Genomic DNA, 11,993 nt, shown 5'->3' on the forward strand with positions numbered 1-11,993 from the left:
AATCGCAATCGCCATCGGAAGCGCCGCGCCTTCGCGTTGCAGCGGTGCCACACACTCGATTTTCGGAGATCCCATGGACATCAGTTTCAGCGACACTCGACCGGACAAGGCGCGGCTCGTGGCGCAAATCGTCGACAAGGGCAACATGCCCGATGGACTGGAAAGGGTCCTGGCGAGCGGCGCCAGGGCGTCGCGGTTCGAAGGCAAGCCCGGCCAGCTGTTCGAAGGCTTCGTCGAGCGGGATGGTGAGCCGGTGCGCATCGCGCTTGCCGGGGCGGGCGATGCCGGCTCCGAAGCGCGGGCGGCCAATTGCGAAAAGGCGGGTGCCGCGCTCGCCGCGAAGTACCTCAGTGCCGGCGAGGAGACGCTTGTCCTGGACCTCTCCGGATCCGGGTTGGACGCCGAAGGGGCTGCGGCCGTGCTGCTGGGCCTGCGCCTGCGCAGTTGGCGGCAGGATGCCTACCGGACCACGATGAAGGACGAGGAAAAGGTCAGCCTTGCCCGGGTCACGGTCGTCGGTGCGCCCGCCGGAACCGAAGATGCCTGGCGTGAAGGCGCGGCGCTCGCCGAAGGCGTCGAGTTCACGCGCGTCCTCGTCGCGGAACCGGCCAACAAGCTCTATCCCGAAAGCTTTGTCGCCATGTGCCGCGAGCGGTTCGAAGGTACCGGTGCCGAAATCACCGTGCTCGGCGAAGCGGAAATGGAAGAACTCGGCATGGGGGCGCTGCTCGGTGTGGGGCAAGGATCGCGCCGGGAATCGCAGCTGCTCGCCATCAAGTGGAACGGCGGCGGGGACGAGGCGCCGGTCGCCTTCGTCGGCAAGGGAGTGACCTTCGATACCGGCGGCATCTCGCTGAAGCCCGGACCCGGCATGGAAGACATGAAGTGGGATATGGGCGGCGCCGGCGCCGTCGCGGGCGGCATGCTCGCGCTGGTGAAGCGCAAGGCAAAGGCGAATGTCGTCGGCGTGCTCGGCCTGGTGGAGAACATGCCGGACGGAAACGCCCAGCGCCCGGGCGACATAGTGACCAGCATGTCCGGCCAGACGATCGAGGTCCTCAACACGGATGCCGAAGGGCGGCTGGTGCTGTGCGACGCGCTGCACTGGACGCAGGACACCTTCAGGCCGAAGCGCATCGTCGATTTCGCGACGCTGACGGGGGCCATGCTGATCGCACTAGGCCACGAACATGGCGGCGTGTTCGCCAATGACGACAGCCTTGCCGAAGACCTGCTCGAGGCGGGAAAGGCGACCGGCGACAAGCTCTGGCGCTTCCCGCTTTCGCCTGCTTACGACAAGCTCCTCGACAGCCCGATCGCCGACATGAAGAACATCGGGCCGCGCGAAGCGGGATCGATTACCGCAGCGCAGTTCCTGAAGCGCTTCATTCGCGACGATGTGCCATGGGCGCACTGCGACATAGCGGGCATGGTCTGGGCGAAGACGCCGGGCCGGACCTGGGGCAAGGGCGCGACCGGTTACGGCGTGCGCCTCATCGACCGTTTCGTTCGCGACACGCTGGAAGGCTGAACCGCGGACAGACCATGGGCGGCATGCGAAAGAAGGGCGATCTGCCGCAGAAAATCTGCGCGGCATGCGGTCGCCCCTTCGCATGGCGCAAGAAATGGGCGCGCGACTGGGACGAGGTCCGCTACTGCTCGGAACGATGCCGGCGTAACAAGGCGGGGACCGCCCAGTGAGAGTCGATTTCTACCAGCTCTCGCGAGATCCGGTGGAGCGGGTCATCCCCCTCATCGCGCGCAAGGTCCTCGAACGGCAGGATCGCCTGCTGGTCGTGTCGAAGGAACGCGACCAGCTTTCCGCGATCAACGAAGCCCTGTGGAGCGCGTCCGGAAGCGATTTCCTCGCCAACGGCTTCGCCCAAGAGCCGCATCCCGAACGCCAGCCGATCCTCCTGTCCGAGCAGGCAGAAGCGGTGAACGGCGCGAAGATCGCTATCCTGGCGGACGGCGTCTGGCGCGAAGAGGCGGCTTCGCTCGACCGCATCCTGCTGATGTTCGGCGAGGCGCAGACCCAGGCGGCACGGGACCTGTGGCGCGCCTTCGGAATGCGGGACGAGGCGGAAACGCACATTTTCAAGCAGCGACCGGACGGTGGCTGGAAGGAAGGCCGGTAGGCCCGCTATTCTCTCCGTCGGAAGGATGGTATGACCGAAGGACCCACGGGTCGCAGCGTGAACGGAGGAGTTCTCATGCGAATTGCTGTTGCCTTGGCTGCCGTGATTGCTTTGTCGGGTTGTGATGGCGGTGCGTCCGACGACACCCCTGAAGCCCGCGGGGACGCGAGCGGCGGCGAATATCGCCAGACCTTCGATCTGGGCGATGGCAACGATGCCGAGGTTCGCGCAGGCGGAAACATCGACGTGCAGCTGCCTGCCGGCTTTACCGTCTATCCAGGGGCCGAGGTTGTCACCACGATGTCCGCCAGCTCGGCTGATGGCGAGGGGCGCACCACGATGATGACCACGAACGATGATCCGGCAGACGTTATCGCCTTCTATCGCAAGCAGGCCGAGGCTGCCGGTTTCGCCATCGCGAACGAGATGGACAGCGGCACTGCGCGGATGATCAGCGGACAGTCCGCCGACGGAACCGGTCTCAACGTCATTGTCGGCACCGGGGAGGACGGCACGACCATCTCCCTATCGATCGGAAAAGCGGGTTCGTCCGGGAACTGAGTTTTCGCAGGTCGTCAGGGCGTGGAGCACCTTGCGTCGCAGCCCCTCTGCGCATAGAGGCGCGCGCGATCCTCTCTCTCCACCAAAATCGTATTCGAAGGAATTGACCATGGCGGCCAACCGCACGTTCTCGATCATCAAGCCCGACGCCACGCGTCGCAACCTGACCGGCGCGGTCACCAAGATGCTGGAGGAAGCCGGCCTGCGCGTGGTCGCTTCCAAGCGCATCCGCATGACCGAAGACCAGGCCAAGGGCTTCTACGAAGTGCACAAGGACCGGCCGTTCTACGGCGAGCTGGTCGAATTCATGACCTCCGGCCCCGTGGTCGTGCAGGTCCTCGAAGGCGAAGACGCCGTGAAGCGCAACCGCGACGTGATGGGCGCCACCAATCCGGACGATGCCGCCGAAGGTACCATCCGCAAGGCGTTCGCGGAATCGATCGAAGCCAATTCGGTCCATGGTTCGGACAGCGACGAAAATGCCCAGAAGGAAATCGCCTTCTTCTTCGACGAAGACGAAATAGTCGGCTGATTTGTTTCGGGGAGTCGCGCGTTTCGCGTGCGACTCCTCCAGACGCGCCTTTTGCGATACACTGTCCCCCGGCGATTCGAAGGCGGGAGGGCTGGTCGATGGCTGTTGAAAGGCGTGTGTCCGGGACTGGATCGGCTGGTCCGATCCTGCCGACGCGCTCCTGTCAGGCACAGGCATTCAAGGCTCCCCATCCGTTCGGCCGGGGAGGGCGCTGAATGCACAGGAATTGCCGGACGCTCGAACGTTTCTTTACCGCGCTCAACGACCGCGATCTCGCGACCTGCGGGAAGCTTCTCGACGCGGACGTCGTCGTGACTGACAATGCGATGGAAAGCCTATCCGGCGTGGCGCCGGCACGGCAGATGTTCGCCAACCTGCTGCGCGTCGATCCCTCTTTCCATGTCGAACTGAAGGACTGCATCTATCGCGACGGGAAGGTGCGTGCGCGTGGCCGGGTCCGTTCCGACATCGCCGAACTGGCCGGCCCCTGCCTGTGGGAGACCCGGGTGGCGAAGGGCCGTATCCGGCATTATCAGAGCTTCCGGGCGGGAAGCAACGTGTCCTTCGTGCGCATGCTGACGGACGAAGGCGGCGCCGATCAGGCGCACACTCTCTAGCGCGCCGTAAATACCGCTCAGATGTCGAACGCCGCCGCGAGCCTGCCGGGCGCGACCGCGCGCCAGCTCCGCTCCAGCCAGTAGTCGACCTGCTCCCAGTCGCAATCCTTGCGGTTCAGAACCAGTCCGACCCAGCCGCTCGCCCCGTAATAGGCCGGGCGGTAGAATGTGTCCGGATCGCGCTCGACCAACTCGGCCAGCTCCTCCTGTCCGCTCGTCTTCACGAGAACCGCCACATGCGCCTCGCCATGGTGCCGGTCGGAGAAATGGGCGAAGAACTTGCCCGACTTGCCCGCCAGTTTGAATGCGGGCGCGCCGTGGCTTTCGCGCTCTTCCGATTCCGGCAGGGCCAAGGCACGGCGACGCAATTCTTCCAGTAGCCAGTCGGGCCGGAATGGCCGCGCGCACCATTCGTCCAGTACGCGTGAATACAGTTGGTGCTCGGCGAACTGCACGCGCCGGGCGAGGCTTTCGGCGGTTTCACTTTCGCGAATGGCGACTTCAGCCTGTCCCAGCACCGACCCGGCGTCCAATTCCTGCGTCACCAGGTGAACGCTGCACCCGCCATGCGGATCGCCGGCCTCGATCGCCTTGCGGTGGGTTTCCAGCCCCGGATAGGCCGGCAGCAGGGACGGATGGATGTTGAGGATGCGGTCCTCCCAACGCTCGACGAAGCCGGGTGTCAGGATGCGCATGTATCCCGCCAGCGCGATATATTCCGCCCCGGCATTCCGCGCCGCCGCTTCCATCGCGGCATCGTGTTCGGCGCGGGGGACGCCCCCGTGCGCCAAGGCGAAGGTCTCTATCCCTTCTGCTTCGGCGAGGGCTAGCCCGGGGGCCTCCGGATCGTTCGCCGCGACCAGCACGATTTCGAAATGGGTTTCGGGGAGTCGGCCGGCATATAGCAGGGCCGCCATGTTCGTGCCGGCGCCCGAGATGAAGGCAGCCACGCGCGCCTTCCTGGCGGCGCGGGGCGTGTCAGGCATCGTGGTCGGCGGTCCAGGCCGATGCGGCCTGCCACTGGCCCGCATCCCCGCGCACCGTGCATCCGCGCTGTCCTTCCACCAGCGTGCCGATGCGCCAGACCGTCTCGCCGGCGTCCTGCATCGCCGCTTCCACGGCGGCGACATCGCCTTCGTCGCAGACCAGCACCATGCCGATGCCGCAGTTGAAGGTGCGCGCCATTTCGGCAGGGGCGATGGAGCCTTGCTGCCGGAGGAACGCCATGACGCCGGGCTGCGGCCAGGACCCGGCATCGATCTCGGCCCGCACGCCTTCGGGCAGGACCCGCGGGATGTTCTCCAGCAAGCCGCCGCCGGTGATGTGGGCGAGGGCGGCGATGCGCCCGTCCCTGATCGAGGGAAGCAGGCTCTTCACATAGATGCGCGTGGGTTCGGCAAGCACGTCCAGCAGCGTGCGGGTGTCGTCGAACGGGGCCGGCGCTTCCATGGCCCAGCCCTTGTCTGCGGCGAGCCGGCGGACGAGGGAGTAGCCGTTGGAATGCACGCCGGAACTGGCTAGGCCCAGCAGGACCTGACCGGCCCGCACGCGTTCCCCGGTCAGTTGCTCACCGCGTTCCACCGCGCCCACGCAGAAGCCGGCGAGGTCGTAATCACCCGGCGCGTACATGCCTGGCATTTCCGCCGTTTCTCCGCCGATCAGCGCGCATCCCGCCTCGATGCAGCCTTGGGCGATGCCGGCCACCACGCGTTCCGCAACACCGGTCTCGAGCGCGCCGGTCGCGAAGTAGTCCAGGAAAAACAGTGGTTCCGCGCCTTGCACGATGAGGTCATTTACGCACATGGCGACAAGATCGATGCCGACGCTGTCGTGCCGGTCATGCTCGATGGCGAGCTTCAGCTTGGTGCCCACGCCATCGTTCGCGGCGACGAGTAGCGGATCCTTGAAGCCGGCGGCCTTCGGATCGAAGAACCCGCCGAACCCGCCCAGGTCCGCGTCCGCGCCGGGCCGGCGGGTCGCCTTCACCAGCGGTCCGATGGCGCGCACCAGCGCGTTGCCCGCCTCGATCGAGACGCCTGCGGCTTCGTAGGTGTAACCCTGCTGCGACGGATCCTTCGCCATGGGCCCATGCCTTACGCATTCGCGCTTGGATTTCCACGGTGTATTCGGCAATAGGGGGCGAGTTTTCCCCTATGCGCGACAATCCTTCCCTTCATCGATCCGAACGGCGCCCCGGCATGGTAGCGGCATTCGTGCTGCTCGCCCTCGGATCGGCGGCGCTCGTCTCGGGCGGGCCGGTGGCGCAGGTCGCAGGCGACAGGGGCATCGCGCCGGTCATGGCGAGCACGGACATCGTCACGTCCGGCATCGAAGTGGACGAGCGGGGCGACAATCCAGAGGATGCCCGCCAGAACGGCTGGCGCGAGGCGCAGCGCAAGGCCTGGGCGCAGCTCGGCGGTCCTTCCATCTCCGACAGCCAGCTCGATTCGATGGTCTCGGCCATCGTGATAGAGCAGGAACAGATCGGCCCGCGGCGCTATCGCGGTACGCTCGGCGTGGTTTTCGATCGCGGACGGGCCGGCGCATTGCTGGGCCGCGGCGGCGGCGCGCGCAGCTCCGCGCCCATGCTGCTGATCCCGGTCACCATGACCGCCGGATCGCAGATGGTCTATGAACAGCGCAATCCGTGGCAGCGCGCCTGGGCCGAGTTCCAGCCGGGCGGCAGCCTCGTCAATTACGTCCGCCCCAGCGGTGCGGGCGGTGATTCGCTGCTCGTCACGTATGGCCAGACCAAGCGGCGCAGCCGCGCCTGGTGGCGCAACGTGCTCGACGAATTCCAGGCGGCCGACGTCCTCGTCCCGATCGCCCGCCTGGATTACGAATATCCCGGCGGTCCGGTGGTCGGCACGTTCACCGCGCGCATCGGCCCCGACAGCGAATATCTCGACAGCTTCACCCTGCGCGCCAGTTCGCCCCGCGCCATTCCCGAGATGATGACGCAGGCCGTCCGCCGTTTCGACCAGATATTCGCGACTGCGCTCAACGCCGGCCGGCTCACGCCCGATTCGACGCTCAATGGCAGTTTCGGCGCGATCGATCCGGAACTCGCGCAGCTGATCGAGGCGGGCCGGGCGGCCGAAGCGCGTGTCGAAGCCGCGCGTGCGGCGCGCGAGCGTCCAACGACCGACGACGGCGCCAGTGCGGAAATACCTACGCCCGAAACCACGGAATCGGCAGAGGCGGTCGTGGTGCAGAACTTCGTGGTCCAGTTCCCGACGCCCGATGCGGACGCGCTCGCCGCCACGCTCGGTGCGGTGCGCGGCACGCCGGGCGTGCGCGGCGCGGCAATCGGCAGTACCGCGATCGGCGGCACCTCGGTCATGCGGGTCAGCTTCGGCGGGGAACTGGGCGAGCTGGCGGCAGCGCTGCGCGCCCGCGGGTTCGCCGTCACCCAGGGGTCGGGCGCGCTGTCGATCAGTCGCTGAGGCGCAGCCCCGCGTATGTCGCAGATCGCGCTTCCACTCCCGACAGGCGACGGCTCGCAGGCCGCGCGGATCGTGGTCGGCAACGGCAATGCCGCCGTGGTGGAGGCATTGCGCGATCCCTCCGGCTGGCCGTTCGGCACAGCTGTCCTGACCGGGCCCTCTCGCTCGGGCAAGTCGCTCCTCGCGTCGTGGTTCGAGGCGGAAGGCCTCGGTCAGGTGGTGGACGCGGCAGACCGGGCGGACGAGACCGCCCTGTTCCATCGCTGGAACAGGGCGCAGGAAAACGGCGAGCGGCTGCTGCTGGTCAGCAATGCGCAGCCCTGGACCATCGCGCTGCCGGACCTGCGCAGCCGGCTCGACGCCGCGTTGCAGCTGGAAATCGCCGCACCCGATGATGCCATGCTGGCGGAGCTGATCATGGCCCATGCAGGCCAGCGCCGTCTTGCGCTGGGCGCGGACGCCACTACCTACCTCGTGCCGCGCGCTTCCCGCAGCTACGCGTCGGTCGAGCGCCTCGTCGCGACGATCGATCGTCTCAGTCTGGAGCGCAAGGCACCGGCAACGCTCGGTATCTGGCGCGAGGCGCTGGAGGCGCTGCACGGTCCGGAACAGGCTCGCTTGCTTTAGCGGCCATTTGGTGGGAGAATCCGCAGGATGCGAGGCTTGATCGGCTATCTGGACTCGATCCGCGCGCGGGATCCTGCGCCGCGTTCGAGCTGGGAAATCCTCCTCTACCCGGGTGTCTGGGCGCTGTTCTGGCACCGCTGCGCACACTGGTTGTTCGAAGCACGGCTCTTCTTCCTCGCCCGCCTCGTCAACCATACCAGCCGTTTCCTGACCGGGATCGATATCCATCCAGGCGCAAAGATCGGACGCAATTTCTTCATCGATCACGGGTTCACTGTGATCGGGGAAACCGCGGAAATCGGCAACGACGTGACGATCTACCAGTGCGTGACCCTGGGCGGGACCAATCCGACCAATGGGGAAGGCGGCAAGCGGCACCCGACCATCGGCGACAATGTCATCATCGGATCGGGCGCGCAGGTCATCGGTCCGATCGTGATCGGCACGCGCGCAAGGATCGGCGCCAACGCGGTGGTCACCGACGACGTGCCGGAAGGCGCGACCATGATCGGCATGAAGGCGCGCAGTACGCTGGTCCCGGCGGAAGAATGGCTGAAGGAATTCATCCCCTACGGAACGCCCTGCGACGAGCCGTGCGAGGAGCAGGTGGCCGCCGGCACGCGCCGCGTAGAGCAGCTCGAAGCGGACCTCGCCATGCTGCGCGCGGAAATCGAGGCGCTCAAGGCAGCGCCCGAAGACGCGCCCGCCCATGCCACCAAGCGCAGCGGTACGGACGACTGATGGACATCGGACGCGGCGGGACCATCGTCGCCTTTCCCGGTCGCGCACCGGGACAGGTGTGCTTCACGCGCGAGGAATTGCAACGTATCCTCGACCTCTACGGACGCATGGTCGCCGCCGGGGAATGGCGCGACTACGCCATGGATTTCAGCAAGGACGCAGCCACTTTCGCCGCGTTTCGCCGGACCGCTGAGCGGCCGCAGGCGCGGGTCGAAAAACGGCCCGCACTCCGCAACCGCCAGGGAATGTGGACGCTGTTCGGCGAACACGGGCAGGTGCTGAAGCGCGGCCACGAACTTCCCGGCGTGCTTGCGCCCATGGAGCGCAAGCTGGTCAAGGTCGTCGAAAGCTAGGCCGGCAGGGCCTCGGAAACCGGCAGGCGGGCCTGCAGGCTTCCGGGCAGGATCGCCGTCACCTGCCGCCGTATCGGGCTCCAGAAGGCCGACAGGGTGAGCAGGGCGGAGCCGATCACCAGCGCCGTGAAGGCAAAGGTGAGTTCCACCGCGCCGAACCTGTCGAACAGGAAGGTCAGGGCGATCAGCACGTAGGCGAGGGCCGAGACCAGCAGCGCCCGCCGGTCGACGGCAAGCGCCACGAACCCGAACGCCACGTAGACGGCCAGCACGCCCAGCGCCGCGCCGACACCGATCGCGTCGCCATCGGTCACGCCGATCAGCGCGAAGATGGGATGGGCGATCATCGGTGCCGCCAGCAGGTGAAGCCAGAAGGCGACATCGCTGCGGCGCGTGGTGCGGCCCGGGTCGGACATGTCCCAGCGCATGGCGAAGGCAAACACCGCAAGTCCCGCCATGAAGACCAGGCTGAGCAGGAATGTCTCCGGGTCGCTGATGTTATCCGGGCCAAGCGCTGCCATGACCAGCGCGATGGCCGTTCCAGCCACGGCCGCCGATCCTGCGGCGATGGTGATGGGCACCATGAACCGCTTCCAGTGAAGCCAGGCCGCGCCTGCGGCGAGCAGGCCGGACAGGGAGACGAGGATCGCCGCGACCCGCTCGTTCTCGCTGCCGTTGGCCACCGCGAAGCCCGCGCCCGCGAAGAACGCGAAGGTGCCTGCGACGAAAGCGAGCAGGAGGATGATGCTGGGGAGGGCCATCCGGCGACGGCGAGTGAAGAATTCGGCAAGCGGCCACGCGGTTGCCGCGACGAACAGGCCGGACAGGAGGACGGTCATGGCGACGTTGAGCGCATTCTGCCGTTCGATCTGCTCCCAGCGTTCCGGGGTCATCGCATCGACATTGGAAACGAGCCACCAGCTTTCCTGCGGCGCGATCATCCCGGCCAGCGCCTGGCCGATGGCCCCGGCGGCGAACAGCATAATCACGACGCCGATGGCGACGAAGATGTCGTTGAAGCTGTTGAGGAGGCGGAAATTCTCCTCGTCCCCGCGCGGCATGTCGCGGATGCGGGACATGTGCATGCGGAAGGCGGCGGCATTTTCGGCGCTGATCGCGCCTGCCGCCACGGCGGAATTGATGTCGTCTTCGCTGTACATCGGGCGTAACTCCTCCCCTGGTGGGTCGGAGTTACGCCCGGTGTGTTACCCTGTCAATACAGTGAGGCGGATCAGCTGCGCGCGCTGCTCGGTCCGCCGCCGGTCACCTTCTGCATCGCAGTCAGGATGTTGCCGCTCTGCTCTTGGCCCGATTGCGGGGCCTTGAGGTTGGAGAAGTCGCTGATCTTGTCCCAGTTGGCGGCGAAGCCTTCCACGGTGCGCTCGTCCTCGGGCAACCAGACGGCATCGTTCATCACCGTCCAGGAACTGTGGAAGCCGCCGGCACCGGCGCCGACGATCGCATTGGTCGGAGCGTCCTCGCTCACCAGGAAGAGCGCGGCGGGCACCACGTTCACCGGGTCGAACAGCTTGAAGGCTTCTTCCGGGAACAGGTCCTCGGTCATGCGCGTGCCCGCGACCGGGCTCAGCGTATTGACCTTGATGTTGTACTTCGCGCCTTCGAGCTGGAGCGTCTTGGTCAGGCCGGCGAGGCCGAGCTTCGCCGCGCCGTAGTTGGCCTGACCGAAATTGCCGAACAGGCCGGTGGAGGACGCGGTCATCAGCACGCGGCCATAGGCCTGGTCGCGGAACAGTTGCCAGCAGGCCTTGGTCGCCATGGCCGATCCGGTCAGGTGGACCTTGACGACGAACTCGAAGTCCTCGGGGCTCATCTTGGCGAAGGTCTTGTCGCGCAGGACGCCGGCATTGTTGATCAGGATGTGGACGCCGCCCCACTTCTCCTTCGCGTCGGCGACCATCTTTTCCATCTGGTCGTATTCGGTGACGGACGCGCCGTTGGCCATAGCCTCGCCGCCGGCCTTCTCGATTTCCTCGACCACCTTGGCCGCCGCGTCGGACGTGCCGGTGCCGTCGCGCGATCCGCCCAGGTCGTTGACCACGACCTTCGCGCCGCGCCGGGCCAGCTCGAGCGCGTATTCGCGCCCGAGGCCCCCGCCTGCACCGGTGACGATGGCGACCTTGTCCTTGAAATCGATGCTCATGGAATTTCTCCGCTGATGAAGGGAACGGGCTTTACGCCCACGTAAATGCGCGCCTCGACTGGCATGTTCCCGGAGTGGTTGCAACACGGCTCTCGCCGCGCGGCAATTCCGTAAGGTCGCAGGGGCGCTACAGGGTCTGGAGCGCGGGAATCAGGTCCGCGAACGAATCGATGACGGCATCGCCGCCCAGTTCCTGCGGCGGCCGGTCGCAATATCCGTAGGCTGCTACGACCATCGGAACGCCGGCGTTGCGCGCGGCCAGGGCATCGTAACTGCTGTCTCCCACAAAGACGAAGGAACCGCCCCTGCAGCGCCGCCGCGCTTCCAGCAGCGGATCGGGCGAGGGCTTGGCCCGGAACTGCCCGTCCGCGTCGCGGCCGAGGCTGTCCCCGCCGATCACGCATTCGAACCGGTCGGCGAGGCCAAGTTTCCCAAGGATGTCGGTCGCGAAGCTTTCGAACTTGTTGGTGACCACCGCCATGCGCACGCCGCGCGCGGCGAGATCGTCGATCGTCTCGACAGCGCCGGAATAGGGCCGCGTGTGGACCGCATTGTTCTGCGCATAGTGCGCGAGCAGCGCCTTGTAGAGCGGCCGGAACTCGTCCTCGGGCAGGCCGCCCGCCTCGTCGATCGCCTTTTTCAGCATCAGCTTCGCCCCGCCGCCGATCAGCGATTCGACGCGCTCCACGGGAATACGTTCGAAGCCTCCCAGTTCGAGCGCTTCATTGACAGCCTCGCCCAGGTCCCGGTGCGTATCCAGCAGCGTGCCGTCCAGGTCGAAGCCGACGATGTCGAAAGGAAACTCAGCCATCGCCAC

The 11,993-nt window shown here is 66.6% G+C and carries 15 protein-coding genes; 10 read left to right on the forward strand and 5 right to left on the reverse strand.

Translation table 11 applies throughout. The features are described from left to right. Positions 1 to 73 precede the first annotated feature (73 nt). The 6 genes from AB1K63_RS00890 (at position 74) to AB1K63_RS00915 (ending at position 3,848) form a co-directional block, all read left to right on the forward strand. The gene (locus AB1K63_RS00890) at positions 74 to 1,531 is read left to right on the forward strand and encodes a leucyl aminopeptidase (protein WP_366958011.1); all 1,458 of its coding nucleotides are present in this window, start codon (positions 74 to 76) and stop codon (positions 1,529 to 1,531) included. A gap of 14 nt (positions 1,532 to 1,545) precedes the next feature. Further along, the gene (locus AB1K63_RS00895; protein WP_366958012.1) at positions 1,546 to 1,701 is read left to right on the forward strand and encodes a DUF2256 domain-containing protein; all 156 of its coding nucleotides are present in this window, start codon (positions 1,546 to 1,548) and stop codon (positions 1,699 to 1,701) included. After that, complete coding sequence (locus AB1K63_RS00900) at positions 1,698 to 2,138, forward strand: DNA polymerase III subunit chi (RefSeq protein ID WP_366958013.1); 441 nt, start codon at positions 1,698 to 1,700, stop codon at positions 2,136 to 2,138. The genes AB1K63_RS00895 and AB1K63_RS00900 overlap by 4 nt, the downstream gene beginning before the upstream one ends. Before the next feature lie 75 nt (positions 2,139 to 2,213). After that, positions 2,214 to 2,699, forward strand: a complete 486-nt coding sequence (locus AB1K63_RS00905) for a hypothetical protein (protein WP_366958014.1) — start codon at positions 2,214 to 2,216, stop codon at positions 2,697 to 2,699. Between the two features lie 109 nt (positions 2,700 to 2,808). Then, positions 2,809 to 3,231: a nucleoside-diphosphate kinase gene (gene ndk, locus AB1K63_RS00910; protein WP_366958015.1), complete on the forward strand. Its 423-nt coding sequence runs from the start codon at positions 2,809 to 2,811 to the stop codon at positions 3,229 to 3,231. Between the two features lie 215 nt (positions 3,232 to 3,446). Further along, complete coding sequence (locus tag AB1K63_RS00915; protein ID WP_366958016.1) at positions 3,447 to 3,848, forward strand: nuclear transport factor 2 family protein; 402 nt, start codon at positions 3,447 to 3,449, stop codon at positions 3,846 to 3,848. Positions 3,849 to 3,865: 17 nt separating this feature from the next. Here AB1K63_RS00915 and purN read toward each other — a convergent pair whose 3' ends face one another. Both purN and purM read right to left on the reverse strand, forming a co-directional pair. Then, positions 3,866 to 4,834: a phosphoribosylglycinamide formyltransferase gene (gene purN / locus AB1K63_RS00920; protein WP_366958017.1), complete on the reverse strand. Its 969-nt coding sequence runs from the start codon at positions 4,832 to 4,834 to the stop codon at positions 3,866 to 3,868. Beyond that, on the reverse strand, positions 4,827 to 5,930 hold the full coding sequence (gene purM / locus AB1K63_RS00925) for a phosphoribosylformylglycinamidine cyclo-ligase (protein WP_366958018.1): 1,104 nt from the start codon (positions 5,928 to 5,930) through the stop codon (positions 4,827 to 4,829). Before purM ends, purN begins: the two co-directional genes overlap by 8 nt. 116 nt (positions 5,931 to 6,046) lie before the next feature. Between purM and AB1K63_RS00930 the strand changes: the two genes are divergently transcribed. From AB1K63_RS00930 to AB1K63_RS00945, 4 genes are read left to right on the forward strand one after another with little or no spacing between them, the layout of a single operon-like run. Then, positions 6,047 to 7,294, forward strand: coding sequence for a heavy-metal-associated domain-containing protein (locus tag AB1K63_RS00930; RefSeq protein WP_366958019.1), 1,248 nt, complete (start codon positions 6,047 to 6,049; stop codon positions 7,292 to 7,294). A 15-nt stretch (positions 7,295 to 7,309) separates the two neighbouring features. Then, complete coding sequence (locus AB1K63_RS00935; protein WP_366958020.1) at positions 7,310 to 7,921, forward strand: DnaA/Hda family protein; 612 nt, start codon at positions 7,310 to 7,312, stop codon at positions 7,919 to 7,921. 27 nt (positions 7,922 to 7,948) lie between these two features. Continuing rightward, positions 7,949 to 8,662, forward strand: a complete 714-nt coding sequence (gene epsC / locus AB1K63_RS00940; RefSeq protein WP_366958021.1) for a serine O-acetyltransferase EpsC — start codon at positions 7,949 to 7,951, stop codon at positions 8,660 to 8,662. Next, positions 8,662 to 9,015, forward strand: coding sequence for a DUF2794 domain-containing protein (locus tag AB1K63_RS00945; protein ID WP_366958022.1), 354 nt, complete (start codon positions 8,662 to 8,664; stop codon positions 9,013 to 9,015). The genes epsC and AB1K63_RS00945 overlap by 1 nt, the downstream gene beginning before the upstream one ends. Here the strand turns inward: AB1K63_RS00945 and AB1K63_RS00950 are convergent. From AB1K63_RS00950 to AB1K63_RS00960, 3 genes are all read right to left on the reverse strand, one after another. Beyond that, positions 9,012 to 10,175: a hypothetical protein gene (locus AB1K63_RS00950; RefSeq protein ID WP_366958023.1), complete on the reverse strand. Its 1,164-nt coding sequence runs from the start codon at positions 10,173 to 10,175 to the stop codon at positions 9,012 to 9,014. The two genes, AB1K63_RS00945 and AB1K63_RS00950, sit on opposite strands and share 4 nt — an antisense overlap. 71 nt (positions 10,176 to 10,246) lie before the next feature. Then, positions 10,247 to 11,176 carry an SDR family NAD(P)-dependent oxidoreductase gene (locus AB1K63_RS00955; RefSeq protein WP_366958024.1) on the reverse strand — a complete coding sequence of 310 codons (930 nt, stop codon included), beginning with the start codon at positions 11,174 to 11,176 and terminating at the stop codon, positions 10,247 to 10,249. A 127-nt stretch (positions 11,177 to 11,303) separates the two neighbouring features. Further along, positions 11,304 to 11,987, reverse strand: a complete 684-nt coding sequence (locus AB1K63_RS00960; RefSeq protein WP_366958025.1) for an HAD family hydrolase — start codon at positions 11,985 to 11,987, stop codon at positions 11,304 to 11,306. Between the last annotated feature and the right edge of the window lie 6 nt (positions 11,988 to 11,993).

The organism is Qipengyuania sp. JC766 (genome assembly GCF_040717445.1).
Classification (GTDB): domain Bacteria; phylum Pseudomonadota; class Alphaproteobacteria; order Sphingomonadales; family Sphingomonadaceae; genus JC766.